Genomic DNA, 25411 nt, shown 5'->3' with positions numbered 1-25411 from the left:
AGCGGCCACCCCATCGGCGAAGGAGAGAGGTATGGCGAAAGTTTTCGAGCGGACCTACGGCGAGGGTACGTCAAAGAGAAATTTCTATATTTTCGCGGCATCGTCTGCGCTCCTTTACCTGCTTGCTTTGATCCTGGGCATGAAAGGTGGTTGGGATGCGGCTCTCCCGCTCCTGGCTGTAGCGGTGATAATTGACGCTCTGGTATTCATCGCATGGATCGCTTTCCGGCCTAAGGGTCAAACGCGTTGAGTGGACCAAGATATTCAGAGGGGATCTCATGAATCTGGCTCGCGGATGGTACCCTGACGGCCCCTTCGGGCTGGTTCTCTTCGTAGTGGCGCTTGCGGTGGTCCTGGGGATCTTTATCTACTACGGGATGAAGAACAAGCGTCGCGGGTCCTCAGGAGGAGATCAGTGAAAAGGGCTCTTCCGGCTAACATCGAAAAGTATCTGCAACCTTCTTTGCAGACGTGATCTATTTCGCTCGGCCACCCCTCTTGATTACCTGTCCTCCCTTATGTCAATGCCTCTGCTCCGCAGAAGGACGGGGAGTCACCATCGCGGTCGTGCGGGGAAATTGAGTAGGGGAGCCAGCGAAATCGACGGGCATATGCCTTCTGGCCAATGAGGGCCGCGTCATGCCCGACGGCGCTGCCGGCGTGGTGATCCTCGGCATTGCCGCTGCCGCCCTGAAGGCCATGATCGTCTACGGCAGGGCGCGCCGGGACCGCGGCCGCCGAGGCTGATCGGTTCACCCGATCTGTATCTGCTGCCACGGCCTCGAGCCACAGGAAGTGCTGGGCGTGGGCAGGACGTTTTCTAGACAATAGGGGGATTGATGCATATTGCTGTGGGGATCTTCATGGCCGTGTTCGGTTTGTCATTCGCCGTCTTTGCGCCTCGCCTCACACGGGCGACTGCTGCCAGTTCCAGAGAGATGTTCGGGACGACCGGCGGGAAGCCGATGCAGGTCTGGAACCGGACTGTCTTCACCGTGGCCGGGATCGCCCTGGCTGTGTTCGGCATCCTCCATGCTGCCGGCGTCGTCGGCTGAGGGGTGGGTTTCGCTTTCACAGCTGGCTGCACCTACCTGACCCGCAGTCGGAACCCTCGGTAAGTGCTCGTATGGAGGAGATACCGTGCACTCACACATCGCTTCGACGTCCCTCGCCTACAAGGGGCTTGATGGCGTTCCTGTCTGGCTCTCGTTCGGACTCGTGATCGTGGCTTTCATCATCTTCGGTGTGACACAGGTCCGTAAGCGCAAGTAGCCGGAAGCATCGCAGCGAACGATGCTTCCTCCGGCAGCGGCTCCCGTTTCGGAGCGCCTCAGAGGGTGACGGGTGGTGGCTGCTCGAAGGATGGGGGCTCTCACCATCTCCGGCAGAAGGCAATGGGCACCCACGGCGTGATCACCCGTCAGGTGCCAACTCCGATGCTCGGCTAGTCAGTTGAAAGCGTCGGTCATGCAGTCCACCCGGCAGTCGGCAGCCTCGAAGCGCCGGCGGAGGGCGGCAGCTGCTTCTTCGCGCTCCACAGAGAGGTACCCGTAGTGCCGGCGCGCCACCCTGGTCACGTCTGCGACCGTGACGATGGCCGGTTCGCCGTGTGCGGCCCGTCGACGTGCTCCGGCGATTGCCATGTCCGCGGAGCGCAGCAGGTTTCTGGAACGATCCCGCATCACGGCTGCCTGGGCACGTTTCGCCGAGAGGGGACGCAGGACACGTCCTCTCCAGATGTAGCCGGCGGCGACAAGGATGAGACCGAGCGCTACGAACAGGAGTCCGCCTGGAGCATGAGGTCGCATCCACCCAGTCTTCACCACGCACATGGTGACCGTCATGCCCCTGCCCTCTGGCCGATGAGGGCCGCGTCGTTACCGGAGCTGTTTCTGCCGCACCTCTGACGGAATGGTGGCCGTGGCGAGGCAAGGCATCACGGGGCCGCCGGCCGTCACGCCTGCAGCAGCACCACGCCCGACTCGCCCGGGACCCGCACCACCCCGTCCTCCCCGGGTGGGTCCACCGGCTCCCACGCGGCCAGCACGCGCGCGTGCGGTACGCCGAGCGGCAGGTCGGCCGGTTCGGCGGCCAGGTTCACGGCCACGAGGACGTCCCCCCGCCGGAACGCGATCCAGCGCCGCTCCTCGTCGAAGGCGACCTTGGTGTCGGCGAGGTCGGGGTCGGTCAGGTCCGGCTGCGCGTGGCGCAGAGCCAGGAGCTGCCGGTACCAGGCGAGCATGCGCGCGTGCGGCTCGCGTTCCGGTTCCGACCAGTCGAGGCAGGAACGGTCCCGCGTGGCATGGTCCTGCGGGTCGGGAACGTCCTCCTCCTTCCAGCCGTGCGCCGCGAACTCCCGCCGCCTGCCCTGCCGTACGGCCTCCGCGAGCTCCGGGTCGGTGTGGTCGGTGAAGAACTGCCAGGGCGTGCCCGCCGCCCACTCCTCGCCCATGAACAGCATCGGCGTGAACGGGGCGGTCAGGATCAGCGTGGCCGCGCACGCCAGCAGGCCGGGGGAGAGCAGAGCCGAGAGCCGGTCGCCCTGCGCCCGGTTGCCGATCTGGTCGTGCGTCTGGCCGTAGCCGAGCAGCCGGTGCCCCGCCACCCGGGCGCGGTCCAGCGGCCGCCCGTGGTGCCGCCCACGGAAGCTCGAGTACGTCCCGTCGTGGAAGTAGCCGCCGGTGAGGGTCTTGGCGAGACCGCCGAGCGAGGCGCGCGCGAAGTCCGCGTAGTAGCCTTGCGCCTCGCCGGTCAGCGTGGTGTGCAGGGCGTGGTGGAAGTCGTCGTTCCACTGCGCGTGCAGCCCGAGCCCGCCTTCGGAGCGCGGGGTGATCAGCCGCGGGTCGTTGAGGTCCGACTCCGCGACCAGGAACAGCGGCCGGCCGACCTCGGCGGCCAGGGTGTCCACGGCCGTCGACAGCTCCTCCAGGAAGTGCAGCGCACGCGTGTCGACCAGCGCGTGCACCGCGTCCAGCCGCAGCCCGTCGAGTCGGTAGTCCCGCAACCACGCCAGCGCGCTGCCGATCAGGAAGTCGCGCACCTCGTCCGAGCCGGGCGCGTCCAGGTTGACCGCGGCGCCCCACGGGGTGTGGTGGGTGTCGGTGAGGTACGGCCCGAAGACCGGCAGGTAGTTGCCGGAGGGGCCGAAGTGGTTGTGCACCACGTCGAGCACCACCCCGAGGCCCAGTTCGTGGGCCCGGTCGACGAAGCGCTTCAGTGCCTCGGGACCGCCGTACGGCTCGTGCACCGCCCACAGCGAGACACCCTCGTAGCCCCAGCCATGCGTGCCGGGGAAGGGGGTGAGCGGCATCAACTCCACGTGCGTGATGCCGAGTTCGGCGAGATGCTCCAGCCGTTCCGCGGCCGCGTCCAGCGTGCCCTCGGGCGTGTACGTGCCCACGTGGAGCTCGTACAGCACCGCACCGGCCAGCGGGCGTCCCCGCCACTGCGCGCGCCACGCGTGCCGCTCGTGGTCGACGACGGCGCTCAGTCCGTCCGGACCGTCCGGCTGCCGCCGCGAGCGCGGGTCCGGCAGCACCGGGCCGTCGTCCAGTGCGAAGCCGTACCGTGACCCCTCGCGCGCGTCCGCCTCGCCCCACCACCACCCCGGCCGCTCCGGATCGCGCTCCAACGCCTGCGTGACGCCGTCGCACTCCAGCGTCACCCAGTCGGCCTGCGGTGCCCACACCTCGAACTGCACGGACGGTTCCCCTTCGTCTGCTCACCGTGATGTAGCCCGTCCATGGTGCGTCAAACTCGATCAATCCGCTGGCCCATCCACCCATTTGCGGCGGGTCTCGCCGGTACCGGGTGCCGGGCGGCGGTCCTCCCGTTTCCTGGACAGCCCGCCCGCGCTGCCCGACAATCACCGGGTGACGTCGTCCTTCGAGTTCAACACGTACCCCGCGCGGTTGTCCGACGCGGAGCGCGACAGGGCGCTGAAGGTGCTCCGGGACGGCGCCGCCATGGGCCGCCTGTCCCACGACACGTTCGTCCGCCGCATGGAACTGGCGCTCGCCGCCCGCCGCCCCGACGAACTGGCCGTGCTCACCGCCGACCTGCCCACAGAGAGCCGTTTCTCCCGGCTGGTGTTCGGCAGCGTCGAGGCGGTCTCCGGGTTCACCGTGCGGTTGCGCCGGGCGTGGCAGGCCGAGCGACTGCCGAAGCTGCTGCTGCCGCATCCGCAGCTCGGCCATCCGCTGCGGATAGGGCGCGATCCCGCCAGCGGGCTGCGGCTCAGCCACGAGACGGTCTCCCGGGTGCATGCCGAGCTGCGGCACCAGGGCGGCCTGTGGGTCCTGCGCGACCTGGGCTCCACCAACGGCACCACCGTGAACGGGCGGCGGGTCGTCGGCGCGGCCGTCGTCCGCGAGGGCGACCAGGTGGGCTTCGGCCGCATGATGTTCCGGCTGTCGACGGCCTGACGGCCTGACGGCCTGACGGCGTGACGGCGTGACGGCCCGGCGGCTCGGTGTCCCGGAGGCCTGACGGCCCGGTCGTTCGGTGTCCCGGCAGCCTGACGGCCCGGCGGCCCCGCGCCCCGCCCTCGCCGGCCCCACGCCCGGCGGCCCCACACCCCGTGCCCGCCAACCTCCCCGACTCCCGCATCACACACCTCCACCACCCCCACCCCCGGCGGCACGACAGTCCGGCGTCCAGCACCGCTGCGCGCGCCCGGCCTCGCCGACCCATTGACCGGAAACCGCCCCACCACTCAGCTCTGGCCTGGGATGTACCGGTTGTCGATCGACCGGAGCTGGCTCAAATACCGGTGCTGTCCACGGTGTTGACGCGCCCTCGAACTCGTGACTGACTGTGCGTACGCCCTGCACATGGGGTGAAGCCACGGCGCCGCATCGGGGAGGTGTGCCCTGCCGCCCCTGCCTCGTTATCCCACCGTCGACGAACTCGGCGCCCGGGCCGCCGCCCTCGTCGCCCGTCACCCCAGGGACGCCCGGCTGCGCCGGGTCGGCACCTCCCGGGCCGGGACCCCGCTGTGGCTGCTGTCCGTCGGTCACGGCGAGCGCCACGCCCTCGTCGTCGCCGGACCCCATGCCAACGAGCCCGTGGGCGGGGCCACCGTGCTGCGCCTGGCCGAGCGGACCCTGGCCGACCCGCGGCTCACCGAGGGCGCCGACGCCACCTGGAACCTGCTGCTGTGCCTCGACCCGGACGGGCTGCGCCGCAACGAGGGCTGGCTGACCGGCCCGTACACCCTCGGCCAGTACTTCCGCCACTTCTTCCGGCCCGGGTTCCTGGAGCAGCCCGAGTGGCTGCCCGACGGCGCGGACGCCGCCGCCCTGCCCGAGACCCGGGCGCTGCTCGACGTCCAGGACGAGCTGCGGCCCGTGCTGCAGTGCTCCCTGCACGGCGTCGACGTGGGCGGGGGCTTCGTCGAGCTCACCCACGACCTGCCCGGCCTCGGTCGGCGCCTGGCACACACCGCCGCGCGGCTCGGCATCCCCCGCGAACTCGGCGCCTACGACGCGCTGTACTGGCCCGGTCTGGAGCCCGCCGTCTACCGCATACCGCCGCCGCGACGGGCCGGGCTCGCCGCCGCCATCACGGAGGCCGCGGTCGAGTCGACCTGGTACCACCCGCACCGCCACGGCACCGTGACCGCGGTCGTCGAGGCCCCCATGTGGGGCGTGGCGGCCGTGTCGGACGGCTCCCCGCCCCCGGCGCGGGACGCCGTGCTGCGGGAGGTCAGCCGCACCCTGCGCCACGACACGCATCTGCTGCGCCTGCTGCTGGCCAGGATCCGTCCGCAGCTTGCCGGTGTGCCGGACGCGGCCCGGCTGCTCGCCCCGGTCGGCGACTACCTGCTGGTGTGCCCCGGCCTCGCCGACGCCTGGGACCCCGACACCGGCGGCGGGCCGCACCGCATGCCGCCCCTGACCTCCGCCCACCTGGCCGCCCTGCGCATCTCCGGCCGCCGGCTGGCCCTGCGCACGGCGGGCCTGCTGCACCAGCTCGTACGGGCCACCGGACGCGACACGGCAGACGTGCTGCCCGAGCTGGACCGGCTGATCGACACCTGGTGCGCCGACTACCGTGACGGCTGCCGGGCGCGCTGGGTCCCGGTCGCCCGGCAGGCCGAGTACCAGGCGCGCGTGGTGCTCTCGGCGTTCGAACTGGCCGCTCGCCGGGCCCGCCGGGCGACCCCGGCCGCGGGTCCGGGGAGCGAGCCGGGAGCGGCTACTGCGTCTCCTCACGCGCGTGCAGCGCCGCCGTGACGACCGTACGGGCCTGGTGCTCGACCTGGTTCTCCAGCGGTACCCAGCGGGCCCGGAAACGCTCGGCGAACGCATCGCTCCACGTGGCCACCAGCGTCTCCAGCTGCGCCGCCGCCCGCTCGTCGGTGCCGCGCAGCACCCGCAGCAGCATCGCCGCCGCCCGCAGCGGCACCCGGCGCACGAAGGCGTCGACGCTGCCGACGTAGGCCCGGGTGAGGTCGGGGGGCGGCGTGTGGAGCAGGTCCGAGGCCAGGCCCGGCACCAGCTCCAGACCCCACCGGGCCGCCCGCAGCAGCGGCCCGTCGACCCCGGCGAGCCGGGGCAGCGCGCCGTCGAGCACGCGCGTCACCTCCAGCGCGTCGGCCTGCAGGCGCCGGGCCAGCCGGCCGATGGCAGCCGCCGGTGACGGGTGCGGAGCCGGGTCGTCGACCAGGTCGCTGGCCCACATCGGCACCTCCACCACCGCGGTGAGCCCGCCGTAGCGGTGGGCGTGGTACCAGGTGCTGAGCCGCGCGTCGTCCGGCAGGCTCGGGTACGCCGGGCCGATGTCGGGGGCGGGCATGACGTGCACGCCGGGCCCGGAGGCGGGCCAGCCCGCGGCGTCCGAGGCGCCGGTCTCCACCGGGATGTGCAACTCCGCCGCGGACTTGGCGAACGGCTCGGCCAGCCCCGGCACGTCCCGCGTCAGCTGCACCCAGCTGCCCCCCAGGTCCGTGCCGTGCAGCGTCACCTGGAGGTAGGGGCGCAGCTCGTCGATGACGCCGGTCAGGGCCCGGGTCTCGGGCGGCAGCCGGTCCGGCGGCAGCAGGGACGGGGCCCACTCCGGCTGCTCGGGTCCCGCGGGCCGGAAGAAGCCGAGGTGGTAGTCGTGCAGGCTGCGCGGCGCGGGCGTGACGTGCAGGCTGGCCCCGTCGGGGTCCGCGCACAGCAGGAAGTGCCAGGAGATGCCGTCGCGCAGCTCCCGCTGCTCCAGCACCCGGCGGGCGACCGCGAGGAGGGTGCAGGAGCCGGTCGGCTCGTTGGCGTGGGCGCCGGCCACCACCAGGACGGCGCGGGGCGCACGGCCCACGGACAGCAGGTGCAGGGGCCGCCCCGCGCGCGAGGCACCCACCTGCCGCAGGGTGCACACGCCCGGGCGCTGGGCGGTCAACGCCCGGGCGGCCGACACCAGTTCGGTCACCGTCGGGTAGCGCAGCTCCGGCAGGACACTCACCCCCGTCACATCCGCCCGAGTTCGCCTTCGCAGTACCCCACGGCCATGGTGCGAAGTCAAGGGCGCGTCGGGGGAGGCTCCCGGGGGCGCCCGGAGGCACCGGCCGACCCTGCCGGGGGACGGCGTGCCGGGCCACCCGGACGGTGACCCGGCACGCCGCCCGGCCTCAGTCGCCCGCCCGCTCCAGCAGGGCCACGGGCAGGTCGGTGAACAGCTCCGCCGCAGGCACGTGACCGGTGAACTCCCGTCCCGGCCGCAGGGCGTCCGACCAGCGGCCCGGGGGCAGCGTCAGCGCCGTGTCCCGCCAGCCGCCCGCCTCCGCCAGCCGCAGCGACAGCCGGGTCACGGCCGTCACCACCTGCCCCGAGCGTGCGAACGCCAGGCAGTGCCCGGCCGCCGGGCCCTGGGCCGGCAGCGGCTGGTAGGTCGCCGTGTCGCCGAAGGCCTCCGGGCGGCGGGCCCGCACCGCCAGCGCGGCGCGGGTGAGCGCCGCCTTGTCCGCGGACGTGCCGCCCTGCTCACGGGGCGGATAGTCCACCGCCCGCCGGTTGTCGGGGTCGACCAGGGCCCGGGACTCGGCCTCCGTGCCCTGGTAGACGTCCGGAACACCCGGCATCGTCAGGTGGACCAGGGCCGTGCCCAGCACGTTGGCCCGGATGTGCTCCTCCAGGGACGCGCGGAACGCGGCGACCCGCTCGCCCGGCACCCCGCACGGCCCGGCCGCGACGAACCGCTCCACGGCCTCCTCGTACGGCGGCTCCTGCTCGGTCCAGCTGGTGAACAGGCCCGCCTCGCGCACGTGCTTCAGCAGCGCGCCCTGCACCCGCTCCGGCTCCGCGGGCCCCAGGCCGAACACCGTCTGCCAGGCCGCCCAGGCCAGCTGCGCGTCCGGCACGCCCGCACCGTCGCGGGTGACCTCCGTGAGGACGTCGGCCCAGCGCTCGGGGCACTCGGTGAGCACGTTCAGCGCCGCCCGGACGTCGGCGCTGCGCTTGGTGTCGTGCGTGGAGGTCACCGTCCCGGTCAGCGGCCAGTCGCGCTGCACGCGCGCGCAGTACGCGTGGAACTCCTCCGGCGTCAGGGCGGGGCGGCCGGGGTGGCCGCCCACCTCGGTCGCCGACAGCAGCGGCACGTACCGGTAGAACGCCGTGTCCTCCACGGACTTGGCCCGCAGCGCCGAGGAGGTCTGCGCGAACCGGGTGCGGAACTCCACGTGCGCGGGCCCGTCGCCGTACCGCCCCAGCAGCAGGTCGCGCACGACGTCCACCGCCCCGGCCTCCTCGGGCACGGCGAAGGCGTGCCGGGCCTCGGCGGCCGCCTCCTCGGTGACCACGGACGCGGCGCCGGTGGACTCGTAGGGCCGGTAGACCTCCATGCGCACCAGCAGCTCCTGCAGCGCGGTGCGCAGCGCCCAGGGCGCGCGGTCGCGCAGCGCCGGTTCCGGCGACGCGGCGCACAGCCGGGTCGCCGTCCGCGTCAGCCGGTCCGTCTCGGTCGCGAGCTCGTGCGTGAGGACCTTGTACGCGGCCCGCCGCACGGTCGCCTCCCACTGGCCGCCCCGGTCGGTCTGCGGGGCCGCGAAGCGCCGGTACTGCCCGAGCAGGTCCCCGCAGCCGGCCGGGTCGGCGAACACCGCGTCCATGTGCCGCAGGGCGTCGTAGCCGGTGGTGCCCGCGACGGGCCAGGAGGGCGGCAGCCGCTCGCCGTCGGCGAGGATCTTCTCCACGACCGTCCAGCGGCCGCCCGTCGCCTCGTGCAGCCGGGTGAGGTAGCCGTCGGGGTCGGCCAGCCCGTCGGGGTGGTCGATGCGCAGCCCGTCGAACACGCCCTCGTGCAGCAGCTCGAGGATCTTGTCGTGGGTGGCCTCGAAGACCTCCGGGTCCTCCACCCGGACGCCGATCAGCTCGGAGATGCTGAAGAACCGCCGGTAGTTGAGCTCGGTCCGGGCCAGCCGCCACCACACCGGGCGGTACCACTGCGCGTCCAGCAGATGCGGCAGCGCCAGGTCCTCGGTGCCCTCGCGCAGCGGGAAGACGTGGTCGTGGTAGCGCAGGACGTCCCCGTCGACACGCAGCTCGTCGAGCACCTCGCCCAGCGGCCCGCCGAGCACCGGCACCAGCAGCTGCCCGCCCTGGGCCTCCCAGTCGATGTCGAACCAGCGCGCGTAGGGGGACTTCGGGCCCTCGCGCAGCACCTCCCACAGGGCGCGGTTGTGGCGCGGGGACATGGCCATGTGGTTGGGGACGATGTCCACCACCAGGCCGAGCCCGTGGCTCCTGGCGGTGCGCGCCAGCGCCCGCAGCCCGTCCTCGCCGCCCAGCTCCTCGCGCACGCGCGCGTGGTCGACCACGTCATAGCCGTGCGTCGAGCCCGGCACCGCCTCCAGGACGGGGGACAGGTGCAGGTGCGAGACGCCGAGCGAGGCCAGGTACGGCACGGCGGCCTCGGCTGCTCCGAACGGGAAATCGGGCTGCAACTGCAGCCGGTAGGTGGCCGTGGGCACCACCGGGTCAGGTCGCTCAGGTGTCATGCAGACCTACGTACCCGCACCGCCGGGGTTCGTGCCTCCCGCGCCGCCGGGTGCGCCGCGCGTCGCCCGGACGAGTGGCTTCGTCCGGACGACGCGGCGGCGGAGCGGCCCGTGGGCCGCGGCGGGGCTAGACGGGCCGGCGCAGCACCGTCATGCTCCGGTCGGTCAGGGTCAGCCGGTCCCCGGCCTGCACCTTCAAGCCGGTGTCGGCGGGCGCGCCCCGCGGGCGGGCCGTGTCGATCACGACCTCCCACTGCCGCCCGTGATTGACCGGGATCTCGAACTCCAGCGGCTCGGGCGAGGCGTTGAACATCAGCAGGAACGAGTCGTCGCTGATGCGCTCACCGCGCGCGTCCGGTTCCGAGATGGCGTTGCCGTTGAGGAACACGGTCAGCGCCGACACCTGGGCCGAGTCCCAGTCCTCCTGCGTCATCTCCCCACCCTCGGGCGTGAACCAGGCGATGTCGGACAGGTCGTCGTGGGTGCCCTCCACGGGCCGCCCGTGGAAGAAGCGCCGCCTGCGGAAGACGGGGTGGTTGCGGCGCAGCCACACCATCGCGCGCGTGAAGGCCAGCATCTCGGTGCTCCGGCCGTCCCCGGCGCCCTCCTCGCCCTCCTCCGGCCACTGCACCCAGGACAGCTCGTTGTCCTGGCAGTAGGCGTTGTTGTTGCCCCCCTGGGTGCGGGCGAACTCGTCGCCGTGGCTGATCATGGGCACGCCCTGGGACAGCATCAGCGTCGCGATGAAGTTGCGCATCTGCCGCGCCCGCAGCGCCAGCACGTCCGGATCGTCGGTCTCGCCCTCGGCGCCGCAGTTCCAGGACCGGTTGTGGCTCTCGCCGTCCCGGTTGTCCTCGCCGTTGGCCTCGTTGTGCTTGTCGTTGTAGGCGACCAGGTCGTGCAGGGTGAAGCCGTCGTGGCAGGTCACGAAGTTGATCGAGGCCAGCGGACGGCGGCCGTCGTCCTGGTACAGGTCCGAGGAGCCGGTCAGCCGCGAGGCGAACTCCGCGAGGGTGCGCTGCTCGCCCCGCCACAGGTCGCGCACGGTGTCCCGGTACTTGCCGTTCCACTCGGTCCACAGCGGCGGGAAGTTCCCCACCTGGTAGCCGCCCTCGCCGACGTCCCACGGCTCGGCGATCAGCTTCACCTGGGAGACCACCGGGTCCTGCTGCACCAGGTCGAAGAACGACGACAGCCGGTCCACCTCGTGGAACTGCCGGGCGAGCGTCGCCGCCAGGTCGAAGCGGAACCCGTCGACGTGCATGTCCGTGACCCAGTACCGCAGCGAGTCCATGATCAGCTGGAGGACGTGCGGGGACCGCATGAGCAGGGAGTTCCCCGTGCCCGTGGTGTCCATGTAATAGCGGGGGTCGTCGGTCAGCCGGTAGTAGCGCGGGTTGTCCAGGCCCTTGAAGGACAGGGTCGGGCCCAGGTGGTTGCCCTCGGCGGTGTGGTTGTAGACCACGTCGAGGATCACCTCGATGCCGGCCTCGTGCAGGGCCTTCACGGCCGACTTGAACTCCAGCACCTGCTGGCCCCGGTCGCCCCAGGACGCGTAGGCGTTGTGCGGGGCGAAGAAGCCGATGGTGTTGTAGCCCCAGTAGTTGTTCAGGCCCATGTCGACCAGGCGGTGGTCGTTCACGAACTGGTGGACGGGCATCAGCTCCAGGGCGGTGACCCCGAGCTCGGTGAGGTGCTCGATGATCGCCGGGTGCGCCAGGGCCGCGTAGGTGCCGCGCAGCTCCTCCGGGAGGCCGGGGTGGCGCATGGTGAGGCCCTTGACGTGGGCCTCGTAGAGCACCGTGTGGTGGTACTCGGTGCGCGGGCGCCGGTCGTCGCCCCAGTCGAAGTAGGGGTTGACCACGACCGACGTCATGGTGTGCGGCGCCGAGTCCAGATCGTTGCGCCGGTCGGGATCGTCGAAGTGGTAGCCGTAGACCTCCTCGCCCCAGTCGATGGAACCGCTGATCGCGCGCGCGTACGGGTCGAGCAGCAGCTTCGCGGAGTTGCAGCGCAGTCCGTGCTCCGGCGCGTACGGTCCGTGCACACGGAACCCGTACCGCTGTCCCGGCATGATCCCGGGCACGTACGCGTGCCGGACGAACGCGTCGCTCTCGCGGAGCTCGATCGCCGTCTCCGAGCCGTCGTCGTGCAGCAGACACAGCTCTACTCGGTCCGCGGCTTCGGTGAAGACCGCGAAATTGGTACCGGCGCCGTCGTACGTGGCACCGAGTGGATACGCCTCTCCAGGCCAGACCTGCATGCTTACGACTCTTTCAGGTGTGCGGCGCCGGTGGGGACGCCTAGGTCCCGAGTCTCCCCGAAAGTGAGGGAACCTCCTGTGACTTATCTCCCTCTTACCGTGTGACCAGTGCATACGCGGTATGCCGAAACGTTGGGGCAATCACATACTCCCGGAGCGGTTGGGGGAGTAGGGGGACATACGTGCGCAGCAGAGTGCACCGCCATCTGGGCAAGGTGGTGGCCGGGACGGCCGTCGCGGTGGCCGGCACCGCCGTGATGATCGGGATCACGCTCCCGGGCACGGCGGGGGCGGACGAGACGCGGCCCGGGGCGGGGCGGTCCGTCCCACAGGAATCCGGCGCGGACGGGGCGGGCCGGGCGGTGGCGCCGGGGGTCGTCGAGCAGGCGCCGGCCGAAGGGGAGAAGGGCACGGGCCGGGACCCGCTGACCGACGACGAGACGCAACGGGTCGCGAAGATCGCCCTCAGCCGGCAGCTGTTCCGCAGCGGTGAGGGCGTGGACGGCGAACGGGGACCGCAGCTGCTCGGCGTCGACCTCGCCGAGCCCGAGGCGGACGAGGTGGGCGACCCGGCGGCGCCGCGGCGCGCCGACGTGACGTTCTACGACTACCGGGACGACACCCTCGTCACCCGGACCGTCGAACTGGGCACCGGCAAGGTGGTGCGGACCGGCACCCAGCACGGAGTGCAGCCGCCGCTCAGCCTCGCCGAGAAGGCCGAGGCCGCCGCCCTCCTCATCGCCGACCCGCTCGGGGCGGATCTCAAGGCCGACTACAAGGACGCCACCGGACGGCCGCTGACCTCGGCCGACCAGCTCCGGCTCAGCGGCGCCGTCTACCGGGCCGCGCCGGGCGCCCAGCCGGCCGCGCTGGACCGCTGCGGCGAGCACCGCTGCGTCCGGCTGTTCCCGAAGATCAAGAACGGGCCGTGGGTCGACGCCCGGTCGCTCGTGATCGACCTGAGCGCCCGCAAGGTCGCCCGGCTCGACCACTGAGCCGCTCCCTCCGCTCACCCGTCCACCTCGCTTCCCTGGCAGGGAGTCATCTCGTCATGCGTGTGAACAGCACCAGCACGGCCCGTACCCGCGTGGCCGCGGGCCTGACCGTGGCCGCCCTGGCGGCCGGTGTCACCACCGGCGCCGGACCGGCCGCCGCCCGCCCGCAGGCCGCCCCCGCACCGGCCGCCGACTGCAGCGCGGCCTACCGCATCGAGCAGAAGCTCTCCACCGGCACCACCTGGCGGATGTGCTGGCGCTACGACGGCAAGGCCGGCCTCGTCCTGGAGAACATCACGTACCAGCCCAAGGGGGAGGCCAAACCGATCAAAGTCCTGAACAGCGCCCGGCTCGGCCAGATCCACGTCCCCTACGACGACGGCAAGGTCGAGTACGACGACCTGACCGGCTTCGACTTCGCCCAGGGGCTGATGAACCTGGCCCCCGGCGAGTGCCCGGGCGGCACGATCAAGACGGTCAAGGTCCCCGACTCCTGGAACGAGGACCCGAACGTCAAGGGCCTGTGCACCACCACCCGCTCCCGCGGCCACGCCTACCGCATGCAGGGCGACACGGCGAACAAGGTCTTCCAGACCGCGGGCAAGGACCTCCTCGTCTACACGGTGAACCAGGTCGGCTGGTACGAGTACATGTCCGAGTGGCGCTTCCAGGACGACGGCACGATCACCATGAACGTCGGCGCCACCGGCAGCCTGTCCTACGACGACTACGACGCCGGCGACGGCCGCGGCTGGCCCATCGGCAAGGGCGCGAGGGCCAAGGCCACCAGCCACAGCCACAACGCGTTCTGGCGGCTGGACTTCGCCCTCGACGGCTCCACGAAGAACACCGTCGAGCAGTACGACTCCACGGTCACCGCGCCCACCCGGGGACAGCGCGCCCCCACCACGAAGACCACCCGCACCAAGGTCACCAAGGAACTCGCCGGAGACAGCAAGAACTACCGGTGGTGGCGCGTGGTCAGCGCGGCCGGCAAGAACAAGGACGGACACGCGCGCTCCTACGAGATCGTCCCGGGGCCGTCCACCAGATACCCGGGCCGCGCCTACACCAAGCACGACGTGTACGTCACCCAGTACAACAAGTGCGAACTGTTCGCCAGCCACAACCCCGGCAACTGCGGTGCCGGCGCCGGAAAGTCCGTCGACAAGTGGGTCGACGGGCAGACCCTCACCCACCCGGTGGTCTGGACGAACATCGGTTTCCACCACATAGCCCGGGACGAGGACCAGCAGCCCATGCCGGTGCACTGGCAGGGATTCTCCATCGCCCCGCGCGACGTCACCGCGATGAACCCGCTCACCCCGGCCGAGCTCGACTGGCAGAACGGGCACTGGCAGCCGCGCAGTTGAGAAAGATGCCGCCCATCCGGCTGCACCGCCGACCGCTCCCGGAGTACCCTTCCTTGATCGTTGGGTGGGGCTCCGGGACGTGCGACGCCGGGCCCCTCGGCAGAGCTCGGGGGAGCGGAAGGCGGTGCGCGGGTGGGCTCGGGAGGGCTGGAGCTGCCCCCTGGTGACGCGGGTCACGAGGGGAGCTCCGCAGACGTCCCGCCCGGTGCCGTGTCCCTGGCCCGGCCGATGGACGCGGCGGGCTCGATCGGCCCGGAGCTGGACTGGGGCGCCGACGCCTGGCGCGAGGTCCGCACCCGGGCCCAGCGGGCCGGCCGGGCCTACATCTGGCTGAACCTCGTCGAGCAGCGGCTGCGCGCGGTCGTCGCCGCCGTGCTGCGTCCCGTCTACGAGCCCGTCCACGGCGAGGACTGGGTGGTGGCCGCGGCCGGCCCGGCGGGCCAGGAGTGGGTGCAGCGGGCGGTCGCGGTCCGCGAGGTCAGCCGCCGCAAGGGCTATCTGCTCGACCCGGCCGACGACAACGTGCTCTCCTTCCTCACCCTGCCCCAGCTGCGCGAGCTGATGGTGCAGCACTGGCCCTGCTTCGAGCCCTACTTCGACGACCGGCGCGACGTCGAACTCGCCCTGGACGAGCTCGAGGTGACCCGCAACGTCGTCTCCCGCAACCGGGCCCTGTCCGAGGCGGTGCTGAACCAGGCCGAGCGCGCCTCGGCCCGCCTGCTGGAGATGCTCGGCGCGGGCGGTGACGTGCCCTCCGCCCGGCGGCTGCCCGTCGACGCCGTCGAGGACCTGGTCGGCGACCGCTACGCCGACGTCGTGGCCGTCCACTCGGACCGGGTGCGGCTGATGCGGCAGTTCCCGGCCGAGGACATCTTCGGCGGCGCCCGCCGCCTCGACGCCATCGGCATCGGCCTCAACCTGCTCGTGCAGAACTTCTCCGGCCGGCGCCTGGTGCGGCTGGCCGAGTCCGGCTGCCGCGTCCGGCTGCTGTTCCTCAACCCGGCCTCCAGCGCGGTCAAGCGGCGCGAGCGGGAGCTCGGCATCAAGCGCGGCGAGCTCGGCCGGGCCGTGGAGATGAACATCCTGCACATGCGCCGGGTGCGCGCGCGGCTGCGCGACCCGGGGGCCTTCGAGATCCAGGTCTTCGACGAGACGCCCCGCTTCACCGCCTACCTCGTCGACGGCGACGGGGCGGACGGCATCGCGGTCGTGCAGAACTACCTGCGCCGCACCCGGGGCATGGAGGCGCCCGTGTTCGTGCTGCGCAACAGCGGCAGGGTGGTCAAGCCGGGTGAGAGCGACGAAAGCGGACTCTTCCCCACCTATCGCGAGGAGTTCGAGGTGATGTGGGCGGATTCGCGACCCGTGTCGTGAACCCCCCGGGCGTCAGGCGGCCGCCCGTGGGGCCCCGCGGAAGCGGAGCGCGGTCCTTCGATTGTCAGTGGTGCGTGGGAAGGTGGGGACCACTGGGGGAACGCACCACAAGAAGGGGGGCCCGTCCATGGGCTGGCACCGGGAGCTGCTGATCGGCTTCGACCTGGAGACGACGGGCACGGATCCGCGCGAGGCGCGCATCGTCACGGGGGCCGTGATCGAGGTCCGGGGCGGGGAGCCGGGGGGCCGCCGCGAGTGGCTCGCCGACCCGGGGGTGCCGATCCCCGAGGACGCGGTGGCGGTGCACGGCATCAGCAGCGAGCGGGCGGCCGCCGAGGGCAGACCGGCCGACCGGGTGGCGGACGCCCTCGCGGACGTCCTCACCTCCTACTGGAAGGCGGGCGTGCCGGTCGTCGCCTACAACGCGACCTTCGATCTCACCCTGCTCTCCGCCGAGTTGAGACGCCACGGCCTGCCGTCCCTGCGCGAGCGGCTGGGCGGCGCCGACCCGGCCCCGGTCATCGACCCGTACACCATCGACCGCCGGGTCGACCGCTACCGCCGCGGCAAGCGCAACCTCGAAGCGGTCTGCGCGGAGTACGGCGTCGTCCTGGACGCGGCGCACGACGCCCTGGCGGACGCCCTGGCCGCGGCCCGTCTGGCGGGCGCGATAGCCGACCGCCACCCCAAGATCGCGATGCTCGGCCCGGCGGACCTGCACCACCGCCAGATCGAGTGGCACGCGCAGTGGGCGGCGGACTTCCAGGACTTCCTGCGCGCCAAGGGCGACCCGGCGGCCCGCGTCGACGGGGCGTGGCCCCTGCGGGAGTTGGCCGGCGAACCGGTCTGAGCGGCCGGGCGGCTCGTTCAGAACGGATACCACCGCACGGTCTCGTCCCCCTCGCGCAGCGACGTCACGCGCCGCTCGAACTCGGCGCGTGCCTTCGGGTTGCCGGGCGCGTGCTGCGCGACCCATGCGCAACTGGCCGTCTCCCGCGCCCCGCGCAGCACCGAACAGCCCTCCCATTCGCGCACGTCCCAGCCGTAGGCGCGGGTGAACGACGCGTAGTCCGCGTCCGGCAGCCCGTACCGGTCGTGGGACAGCGCCATCACCACCAGGTCGTGCTCGCGCAGGTCGGCGGAGACCGTCTCCAGGTCCACCAGGACCGGGCCGTCCGGCCCGACGTGGACGTTGCGCGGCAGGGCGTCCCCGTGGATCGGCCCGGGGGGCAGCTGCGGTGTCAGGGCGGCGGCCTGCGCGGCGAACCCGTCCCGCCGGGCCCGCAGGTAGGCCGCGTCCGCCGGGTCGACCGCGTCCCCGGCGAGCCGCAGCCACCGCTCCACCCCGCCCAGCAGGTCCCGGGCCGGCAGCGTGAAAGGAGGAAGAGGCGTGGCGTGCACGATCCGCAGCAGTTCGGCCAGATCCCGCGGCTCGGCGGGCCGTACGGCGTCCGGCAGCCGGTGCCAGACCGTCACCGGGTGCCCGTCGACGAGCAGCGCCTCCGGCTCGGCCGCCCGCACCGCCGGCACACCGGCCCCGGCCAGCCATGCCGCGACCTCCAGCTCGTGGCGGGCCCGGTCCAGCAGCTCGGTGTCCCGGCCGACCTTGACGACCAGGTCACCCGCGGCGAACACCGCGTTCTCGCCCAGGGCCAGCAGCCGCGCCTCGCGTGCCGTGCCGGGCAGCACCCCGGCCCCGGCCAGTACGTCCCGCGCTCGTGCCTCGTCCATCGTCCGCCTCCGTCGTCCGTGCCGGGGCCGCCCTTTCCGGCCACCGCCGTCGACAGTGTCGCATCGGTACAGGTCACAGGGCATGTGCGCTCCCTTGACGAGGTGGACGGCCTTCACGACCATGAGCGGGCCGGCCGAGCCGCACAGAGGGGCTGATTCCGTGACGTCCGTGACCGAGGCGCGGCCCCCGGGCCGGCAGGCGGGCCCCGGGCCCGGCCGGGCGCCGTCCCGGCGGGCCGTCGACCACGGTGCCTGGTTCCTGGTGCTGCCCGCCCTGATCCCCATCCTCGTCCTGAGCGTCGGCCCCCTGCTGTACGGCGTGCTGCTGGCCTTCACCGACGCCCAGTCGGGCCGCACCCGCGCCACGCAGTGGATCGGCGCCCTCAACTTCCGCGACCTGCTGCACGACACCTTGTTCTGGGAGTCGTTCCGGATCGGGCTGGTCTGGGCGGTCGGGGTGACCGTGCCGCAGTTCCTGCTCGCCCTGGGGCTCGCCCTGCTGCTCGACCAGGACCTCAGGCTCCGCTGGCTGGCCCGCGCCCTGGCGATCGTCCCCTGGGCCATGCCCGAGGTGGTCGTCGGCGTCATGTGGCGGCTGGTCTACCACCCCGACGCGGGAGTGCTGAACGAGACCCTGCGCGACGTCGGGCTGGGCGGCGGACGGGACTGGCTCAGCGGCCTGGCCACCGCCCTGCCCGCGGTGATCCTCGTGGGCGTCTGGGCGGGCATGCCGCAGACGACGGTCGCCCTGCTCGCGGGACTGCAGAACACCCCGCGCGAACTCCACGAGGCCGCGGCGGTCGACGGCGCGGGCGCCTGGCGCCGCTTCCGCACGGTCACCTGGCCCGCCCTGAGACCCGTCGCCCTGGCCGTCACGGCCCTCAACCTCATCTGGAACTTCAACTCCTTCGCGCTGGTCTACGTCCTCACCAGCGGCGGCCCGGGCGGGCGGACCCGCCTGCCGATGCTGTTCGCCTACGAGGAGGCCTTCCGCTACGGGCAGTTCGGCTACGCGGCGGCGATGGGCTGCGTGATGGTGGCCCTCGTCTCGATCGCGCTGGCGGTGTTCCTGGCCGGGCGCCTGAGGGCGGGGGACGGCACGTGAGGACCAGCACCCCGGCCCGCGCCGGCCAGTACACCGCGCTGCTCGCCTACCTCGTCTTCCTGGCCTTCCCGTTCCTGTGGCTCGTCTCCACCGCGTTCAAGCCGCCGCGCGAGCTGGGCAGCCTGCACCCCACCTGGATCCCGCGCGACCCCACCCTGGACAACTTCCGCCAGGCCTTCGACGAGCAGCCGCTGCTGCACGCCGCCCTCAACTCCCTGCTGGCCGCGGCATCGGCGGCGGTCGTCGCCGTCGTGATCGCCACGCCCATGGCCTACGTGCTCGCCCGGCGCCGCACCCGGCTCGCCCGGGCGGTGACGGGCTGGGTGGTGGTCAGCCAGGCCTTCCCGTTCGTGCTGCTGATCATCCCGCTGTTCCTGGTGCTGAAGAACCTCCGGCTGATCGACTCCGCGGCGGGGCTGGTGCTGGTGTACGTGGTGTGGGCCCTGCCCTTCGCGCTGTGGATGCTCACCGGGTACGTCCGGGCCGTGCCGCCCGAGCTGGAGGAGGCCGCCGCCGTCGACGGGGCGGGCCGAATGCGGACCCTGGTCTCGGTCACCGCGCCCCTGCTCGCGCCGGGCATCGTGGCGACCGGGCTGTTCGCCTTCATCACCGCGTGGAACGAGTTCTTCTTCGCGCTGGTGCTGCTCAAGACACCGGAGAAGCAGACGCTGCCGGTCGTGCTCACCCACTTCATCGGCGCGGAGGGCGTCGCCGACCTCGGGCCGCTGGCCGCCCACGACCAGCTCCTCACCGCCTTCGAGGGCGGCGAGGCGCCCGACATCATCCACGACGCCTCCGACGACCTCGCGGACTTCGCCTACGGCGGCCACCTGGCCGACCTCACCGGTCTGCTGCCCGCCCGGCTCACCGAGGACATCCCGCGGCGCAGCTGGGCGACCACCACGTTCGGGGACGGCGTCTACGGCGTGCCGTTCCTCCAGGAACCGCGCGTGCTGATCGCGAACTCGGCGTGGCTGGAGCGGGCGGGGGTGCGCATCCCGACGCCCGAACGGCCGTGGAGCTGGGCCGAGTTCCGCCGGATCACCGCGCGCCTGAGCGGCCCGGGGAAGTACGGCGTCGCCTGGCCGCTCAAGGAGCCCGTCTCCGCCACGCTCAACCTCTCGCTGTCGGAGGGCGGCCGGCTCTTCCACCGCGGGCCCGACGGCAAGGTCACCGTCCGCTTCGACCAGGCCGACCAGGTCGTGCCGCGCACCGTGCACGAGCAGGTGAACACCGACCGCAGCGCCTCGCCGACCACCCTGGGCAGCGGCGGCTCGGACACCCTGCCCGGCTTCTTCGGCGGCCGCCACGCCATGGTCCCGCTGGGCTTCTCCTACCGGCAGCAGATCGTCCAGCAGGCACCGAAGGGCTTCGCGTGGCGGGTGCTGCCCGCCCCGGCCGGCGCCGACGGACTCACCCAGGGCGTCAGTCCCCAGACCCTGTCCATCGCCGAGGACTGCCCGCACAAGCGCGAGGCCGCCGCGTTCCTGGACTTCCTGCTGCGCCCGGACAACATGGTCCGTCTCGCCCTCGGCGACTGGATGCTGCCGACCGGCACCGAGGCCCTGCGGCACCCGGCGCTGCGCACCACCCGGCACGGCTGGGCCACCGGCACTGCCCTCGCCGGGCACCTGCGCCCGGCTCCCGCGCAGACGGTCCGGGGCTACCCGGAGTGGAAGGACAAGGTGGCGACACCGGCACTCCAGGAGTACTACAGCGGGGCCATCGGCCTCGGCGAGGTGCGCAGACGGCTGGAGAGGGACGGCAACCTGGTCCTCGCCCGGTACCAGCGCTGACCCCGGCCCCGGCGAGCCCCGTCCCGCTGCCCGGCGGGAGCCCTCCGGCGGCGGGTGCCGCCCCGCCGCCCCGCCGCCCGGTCCCGGCGGCTCCCGGCGGGTGGTCACCTCCCCCTGCCGCGAAAACCCGTTGTCCGCCCACCGAGCCCGGCCTAGCGTGCTGTCCGTGGGTATCAACGCCATCCACCTCACCGGTCACGGCCGGGGCTGTGCGCACGCCACCAGGACGCGCCGCCGCCCCGGAGCCCTGACCGGCCCGGGGAGCAGCACCGACCGCCGCTGAGCCGCCGATCCCGGCGCCGCGCGATCTCTCCCTCCCACCTTTCTTCCGGCCAGGGCCCTCGTCCGCCCTTCTCCCTCCGGAAGACAAGGACCGCAGCCCATGGGCCGCCCCCTCATCCCGTCCTCCCGCGCGCTCTCGCAGAACTTCCTCGCCGACCGCGCCGCCGCCGAACGCTTCGCCCGGCTCGCCGTCCCGCGCGCCGGAACCGTCCCGCTCCTGCTCGAAGTCGGCGCGGGCAAGGGCGCGTTGACCGCTCCCCTCGCCCGTCGCTGCGGCGAGCTGCGCGCGTACGAGATCGACGCGCGGCTCGTGCCGGGGCTGCGCGCCCGGTTCTCCGGCAGCCCGGGCGTCCACGTCGTCGCCGGGGACTTCCTGGCCGTGCGGCCGCCGCGTACGGACTTCTCGGTCGCCGGGAACGTGCCGTTCTCCCGGACCGCCGAGGTCGTCGACTGGTGCCTGCGCGCCCCCGCCCTGACCGACGCCACGCTCCTCACCCAGCTCGAGTACGCCCGCCGGCGCACCGGTGACTACGGCAGCTGGACGCTGCTGACGGTCCGCAGCTGGCCCCGCCACTCCTGGCGGCTGCTCGGCCGGATCGGCCGGCGTAGTTTCCGGCCGGTGCCGCGTGTGGACGCCGGGGTGCTGCGCATCGAGCGGCGGGTGGCCCCGCTGCTCGACGCCGGCGCCCTGCCCGGCTGGCGCTCGCTGGTCGAACTCGGCTTCTCGGGGGTCGGCGGCTCCCTGCACGCGTCGCTGCGCCGGACCCATCCGCGACGCCGGGTCGACGCCGCCTTCCGGGCGGCGGGTCTGGACCGGGGTGTGCTGGTGGGCGAGGTGGACCCGGCGCGGTGGCTGCGGCTGCACGAGGTGCTGCTCCCGTGAGCGGAAACCAGGTTGCACGAGACGTATCGTCTCGCCTAGGGTCTCCGGTATGACCCGTCGCGCGCACATCGCCATGTTCTCCATCGCCGCCCACGGCCACGTGAACCCCAGCCTGGAGGTGATCCGCGAACTCGTGGCCCGCGGGCACCGGGTGACCTACGCGATCCCGCCGGTGTTCGCCGGGAAAGTCGCCGAAACCGGTGCCGAGGTGAAGCCCTGGACCTCGACGCTGCCCTCGCCCGACGACGACCCCGAGGCGTGGGGGAGCACCCTGCTGGACAACGTGGAGCCGTTCCTCGACGACGCGATCCAGGCCCTCCCGCAGCTGGCCGAGGCGTACGAGGGCGACGAGCCGGATCTGGTCCTGCACGACATCGCCTCGTACCCGGGCCGGGTGCTCGCCCACCGCTGGGGCGTGCCCGCGATCTCCCTCTCCCCGGCCATGGTCGCCTGGGAGGGGTACGAGCAGGAGGTCGCCGAGCCCCTGTGGGAGGAGCCGAGGAAGACCGAGCGCGGCCGCGCCTACTACGCCCGTTTCGGCGCCTGGCTGGAGGAGAACGGCATCGCGCTGCACCCCGACGCGTTCGCGGGCCGGCCCGACCGGTCGATCGTCCTGATCCCCAAGGCGCTCCAGCCGAACGCGGACCGGGTCGACGAGCGCGTGTACTCCTTCGTCGGCGCCTGCCAGGGCGACCGCACCGCCGAGGGCGACTGGCGGCGGCCGGCCGGGGCCGGGAAGGTCGCGCTGGTCTCGCTCGGGTCCGCCTTCACCAAGCAGGCCGGTTTCTACCGGGAGTGCGTGCGGGCCTTCGGCGGCCTGCCGGACTGGCACCTGGTCCTGTCCATCGGCAGGCACATCGACCCTGCCGTCCTCGGGGACGTCCCCGCGAACGTCGAGGTGCACTCCTGGGTGCCGCAACTGGCCGTGCTGAGGCAGGCGGACCTGTTCGTCACGCACGCCGGTGCGGGCGGCAGCCAGGAGGGCCTGGCCACGGCCACGCCGATGATCGCCGTACCGCAGGCCGTGGACCAGTTCGGCAACGCCGAGATGCTCCAGGCGCTGGGCGTCGCCCGGTACCTGCCGACCGAGCAGGCGACCGGCGAGGCGTTGCGCGAAGCGGCCCTCGCCCTCGTCGGCGACCCGGAGGTCGCCCGGCGCCTGAAGGAGATCCAGGCGGAAACGGCCCGGGAGGGCGGCACGCGGCGCGCGGCGGATCTGATCGAGGCCGAACTGCGCGCACGTCACGCCTGACGGATCACGCCGAAGTGGGTCCGGCCGGTTCGCCGAAGCGGGTCCGGCCGGTTCTCCGAACCGGCCGGACCCGCCGCGCAGCCGGGTTCCGCCTCACACCCTGAGCGGTTCGCCCTCGTCGTCGCGTGCCGCCGCCCGCGCGACCGCCTGCGGCGCCTCGTCGTGCGTGAGGTCGGGCATCCGGTGCAGCCACTTCGGCAGGTACCAGTTGCGCTCCCCGAGCAGGGCCATCACCGCCGGGAGCAGCACGCCCCGGATGATCGTCGCGTCGATGAGGACCGCCGCCGCGAGACCCACGCCCATCTGCTTCATGGACTGCATGGACAGCGTCCCGAAGATGGCGAACACGGCGACCATGATGACCGCGGCACTCGTGACGACCCCGGCCGTGGTGACCACACCGTGCCGGATCGCGTCCTTCGTCGTCAGCCCGCGCAGCCGCGCCTCACGGATCCGGGACACCACGAACACGTGGTAGTCCATCGACAGGCCGAACAGGATCACGAACAGGAACAGCGGCAGCCAGGTGATGATCGCGCCGACGCCCTCCGCACCGACCAGCGACGCGCCCCAGCCGTGCTGGAAGACCGCCACGAGGATGCCGTACGCGGCGCCCACCGACAGCAGGTTCAGCACGATCGACGTCAGCGCGATCGTCAGCGAGCGGAACGACAGCAGCATCAGCGCGAAGGCGAACACCACCACGAAGGCGAACACAGGCACGACCGCGCCGGCCAGCTGGTCGTTGAAGTCCTTCGACCCGGCCACCTGCCCGGTGATCGGCGCCTCCAGCCCCTCCACCTTGCCGAGCGTGGCCGGACGCACCTCGTCGCGCAGCTTGTCCAGACTCACCCCCGCCTTGTCCAGGTCGGAGCCGCCCACCAGCGGGACGTAGACGAACGCCACGTTCTGCGCGTCGTGCAGCTTGATCTCCACCGGGCCGCGGGAGGCACCCGAACTGATCGCCCGGTCACGGAAGCCGGCCAGCGCCGCCTTCACCTCCGGCGCGTTGATGTCGTGCGCCTTGACGACCACCTCGGCCGGTTCCGAACCGCCCGGGAAGGCCTCGTTGAGCCGGTTGTACGTCTGCACGATCGGCAGGGAGTCGCCGAACTCCTGGTCCAGCGTGAGCTGTTGCGTCTTCATGCCGAGGGCGGGGGCCGCGATGGCCAGCAGCGCACCGGCCGCCACCGCCACGGCGACCACCGGACGGGCCAGGACGCGCCGCAGCACGGCCGTCCAGAACCTGCTGTCCCCGCGGGCGCCCCGCCTGCGCCGGCGCAGGAACGGGAGGCGGCCCTTCTCCACCCGCTCGCCGAGCAGCGACAGCAGGGCCGGCAGCACGGTCACGGACCCGACCATGGCCACGGCGACCACCATCAGCGAGGCGAGGCCCATCGCCTCGAACTCGGCGAGTCCGGTGAACAGCATGCCCGCCATCGCCACGCACACCGTGACGCCCGAGACCACGATCGCCCGGCCGCTGGTCGCGGCGGCGATCCGCAGCGCCGTCTGCGCGTCCCGCCCGGCCTCGCGTTCCTCGCGCTCCCGGCGCAGGTAGAACAGGCAGTAGTCGACGCCGACCGCCATGCCGACCAGCAGCATCACGGAGTTGGCGGTCTCGCTCATCGGCATCACGTGGCTGACGACGCCCATCAGGCCCATCGTCGCCATGATCGCGGTGACGGCGAGCGCCACCGGCAGCAGCGCGGCGACCAGCGCCCCGAACGCGATCAGCAGGATGCCGAGCGCGACCGGCACCGCCGAGTACTCGGCCTTCTTGAAGTCGTCGCCGAACGCGTCGTCGAACGTCTTCATCATGCTGGCGCCGCCGATCTCCTCGATCCGCACCGCCGCGTGGTCCTCCTGCACCCCCTCGACGGCCTTCAGCACCGGCTCGACCCGCTCACCGGCGGTGTCGGACGGGCCGCGCATGTCGAACTGGACGAGTGCGCTGCGCCCGTCCCTGGAGATCGTCTTCGCCTCGTACGGGGAGGTCACGTCGGTGACCCGGCCGGTGCCCTCCACGGCCGTGACGACCGCCGTGACGGCGTCGCGGAACTCGGCGTCCGTCGCCTTCAGATCACCGCCTCTGGCCTGGATCAGGACGGTCTCGCCGGCCGGTTCCTCGATCCCGGCGTCCTCGACGATCCGCGCGGCGGTGTGCGTCTCGCCCTTCAACTGGTCGCTGTCCTTGACGTCGACCCGGCCGGCCGCCGAACCGAGCCCCATGGCCAGGACGACGAACAGGACCCAGATGCCGACGGCGGCCCATCGGTGCCGGGCGCTCCAGCCGCCGGCCCGGGCGGCGAGCCCCCGTACCCGTGCTTCTCCGTTCCCCATGGCGGGTCTGCCCCCTCGTGCCTCGGCGGCGGCCC

The 25411-nt window shown here is 72.7% G+C and carries 18 protein-coding genes and 2 pseudogenes; 13 read left to right on the top strand and 7 right to left on the bottom strand.

Translation table 11 applies throughout. From position 1 onward, the window contains the following. Positions 1–31 precede the first annotated feature (31 nt). Both ACH4C6_RS18750 and ACH4C6_RS18745 read left to right on the top strand, forming a co-directional pair. Entirely contained in the window at positions 32–250 is a 219-nt protein-coding gene (locus ACH4C6_RS18750) for a hypothetical protein (RefSeq protein ID WP_398109677.1), read from the top strand. A gap of 601 nt (positions 251–851) precedes the next feature. After that, entirely contained in the window at positions 852–1055 is a 204-nt protein-coding gene (locus ACH4C6_RS18745; protein WP_398109676.1) for a hypothetical protein, read from the top strand. 393 nt (positions 1056–1448) lie between these two features. Here the strand turns inward: ACH4C6_RS18745 and ACH4C6_RS18740 are convergent, their stop codons facing one another. Together ACH4C6_RS18740 and treZ are read right to left on the bottom strand one after the other, a co-directional pair. After that, positions 1449–1844, bottom strand: coding sequence for a hypothetical protein (locus ACH4C6_RS18740; RefSeq protein ID WP_398109675.1), 396 nt, complete (start codon positions 1842–1844; stop codon positions 1449–1451). A 110-nt stretch (positions 1845–1954) separates the two neighbouring features. Then, positions 1955–3700, bottom strand: coding sequence for a malto-oligosyltrehalose trehalohydrolase (gene treZ / locus ACH4C6_RS18735; protein WP_398109674.1), 1746 nt, complete (start codon positions 3698–3700; stop codon positions 1955–1957). Positions 3701–3872: 172 nt separating this feature from the next. Between treZ and ACH4C6_RS18730 the strand changes: the two genes are divergently transcribed. Further along, entirely contained in the window at positions 3873–4424 is a 552-nt protein-coding gene (locus tag ACH4C6_RS18730; protein ID WP_398109673.1) for an FHA domain-containing protein, read from the top strand. Positions 4425–4871: 447 nt separating this feature from the next. Then, the gene (locus ACH4C6_RS18725) at positions 4872–6236 is read left to right on the top strand and encodes a M14 family zinc carboxypeptidase (protein ID WP_398109931.1); all 1365 of its coding nucleotides are present in this window, start codon (positions 4872–4874) and stop codon (positions 6234–6236) included. Here ACH4C6_RS18725 and ACH4C6_RS18720 read toward each other — a convergent pair. From ACH4C6_RS18720 to glgX, 3 genes are all read right to left on the bottom strand, one after another. Continuing rightward, positions 6199–7449: a M14 family zinc carboxypeptidase gene (locus ACH4C6_RS18720; RefSeq protein WP_398109672.1), complete on the bottom strand. Its 1251-nt coding sequence runs from the start codon at positions 7447–7449 to the stop codon at positions 6199–6201. The two genes, ACH4C6_RS18725 and ACH4C6_RS18720, sit on opposite strands and share 38 nt — an antisense overlap. 166 nt (positions 7450–7615) lie before the next feature. Beyond that, a complete protein-coding gene (gene treY / locus ACH4C6_RS18715; RefSeq protein ID WP_398109671.1) occupies positions 7616–9979 on the bottom strand; it encodes a malto-oligosyltrehalose synthase in 2364 nt (787 codons plus the stop codon). A gap of 127 nt (positions 9980–10106) precedes the next feature. Further along, positions 10107–12242 carry a glycogen debranching protein GlgX gene (gene glgX / locus ACH4C6_RS18710; RefSeq protein ID WP_398109670.1) on the bottom strand — a complete coding sequence of 712 codons (2136 nt, stop codon included), beginning with the start codon at positions 12240–12242 and terminating at the stop codon, positions 10107–10109. A 182-nt stretch (positions 12243–12424) separates the two neighbouring features. On the opposite strand from glgX, the gene ACH4C6_RS18705 reads away from it, so the two are divergent. From ACH4C6_RS18705 to ACH4C6_RS18690, 4 genes are all read left to right on the top strand, one after another. Beyond that, positions 12425–13237 (top strand): Tat pathway signal sequence domain protein, encoded by an 813-nt coding sequence (locus ACH4C6_RS18705; RefSeq protein WP_398109669.1) that lies wholly within the window; start codon positions 12425–12427, stop codon positions 13235–13237. Positions 13238–13293: 56 nt separating this feature from the next. Continuing rightward, a complete protein-coding gene (locus ACH4C6_RS18700; protein WP_398109668.1) occupies positions 13294–14610 on the top strand; it encodes a copper amine oxidase in 1317 nt (438 codons plus the stop codon). Between the two features lie 132 nt (positions 14611–14742). Further along, positions 14743–15984, top strand: a complete 1242-nt coding sequence (locus ACH4C6_RS18695) for an SAV2148 family HEPN domain-containing protein (protein WP_398109667.1) — start codon at positions 14743–14745, stop codon at positions 15982–15984. Positions 15985–16111: 127 nt separating this feature from the next. After that, positions 16112–16834: a 3'-5' exonuclease gene (locus ACH4C6_RS18690; RefSeq protein ID WP_398109666.1), complete on the top strand. Its 723-nt coding sequence runs from the start codon at positions 16112–16114 to the stop codon at positions 16832–16834. Positions 16835–16851: 17 nt separating this feature from the next. On the opposite strand, the gene ACH4C6_RS18685 is transcribed toward ACH4C6_RS18690, so the two are convergent. Beyond that, a complete protein-coding gene (locus ACH4C6_RS18685) occupies positions 16852–17715 on the bottom strand; it encodes a phosphotransferase enzyme family protein (RefSeq protein ID WP_398109665.1) in 864 nt (287 codons plus the stop codon). 160 nt (positions 17716–17875) lie between these two features. Here ACH4C6_RS18685 and ACH4C6_RS18680 point away from each other — a divergent pair, with 160 nt between their 5' ends. The 5 genes and pseudogenes from ACH4C6_RS18680 to mgt all read left to right on the top strand — a co-directional run bounded on the left by ACH4C6_RS18680 (position 17876) and on the right by mgt (position 23033). Continuing rightward, complete coding sequence (locus ACH4C6_RS18680) at positions 17876–18820, top strand: carbohydrate ABC transporter permease (protein WP_398109664.1); 945 nt, start codon at positions 17876–17878, stop codon at positions 18818–18820. After that, positions 18817–19572 (top strand): annotated as a pseudogene (locus ACH4C6_RS18675) (carbohydrate ABC transporter permease); the annotation flags it as partial. The gene ACH4C6_RS18680 and the pseudogene ACH4C6_RS18675, both read left to right, overlap by 4 nt. After that, a pseudogene (locus tag ACH4C6_RS18670) lies at positions 19549–20616 on the top strand (ABC transporter substrate-binding protein); the annotation flags it as partial. The pseudogenes ACH4C6_RS18675 and ACH4C6_RS18670, both read left to right, overlap by 24 nt. Before the next feature lie 382 nt (positions 20617–20998). After that, positions 20999–21781: an ErmE/ErmH/ErmO/ErmR family 23S rRNA (adenine(2058)-N(6))-methyltransferase gene (erm, locus tag ACH4C6_RS18665; RefSeq protein WP_398109663.1), complete on the top strand. Its 783-nt coding sequence runs from the start codon at positions 20999–21001 to the stop codon at positions 21779–21781. 49 nt (positions 21782–21830) lie between these two features. Then, positions 21831–23033 (top strand): macrolide-inactivating glycosyltransferase, encoded by a 1203-nt coding sequence (gene mgt / locus ACH4C6_RS18660; RefSeq protein ID WP_398109662.1) that lies wholly within the window; start codon positions 21831–21833, stop codon positions 23031–23033. 93 nt (positions 23034–23126) lie between these two features. Here the strand turns inward: mgt and ACH4C6_RS18655 are convergent, their stop codons facing one another. Next, complete coding sequence (locus ACH4C6_RS18655; RefSeq protein ID WP_398109661.1) at positions 23127–25376, bottom strand: MMPL family transporter; 2250 nt, start codon at positions 25374–25376, stop codon at positions 23127–23129. Between the last annotated feature and the right edge of the window lie 35 nt (positions 25377–25411).

Source organism: Streptomyces sp. NPDC017943 (assembly GCF_044328425.1).
Taxonomy (GTDB): domain Bacteria; phylum Actinomycetota; class Actinomycetes; order Streptomycetales; family Streptomycetaceae; genus Streptomyces; species Streptomyces djakartensis_A.
Note: the sequence above shows the minus strand (reverse complement) of the source record. Positions and strands in the feature narration are given on the sequence as shown.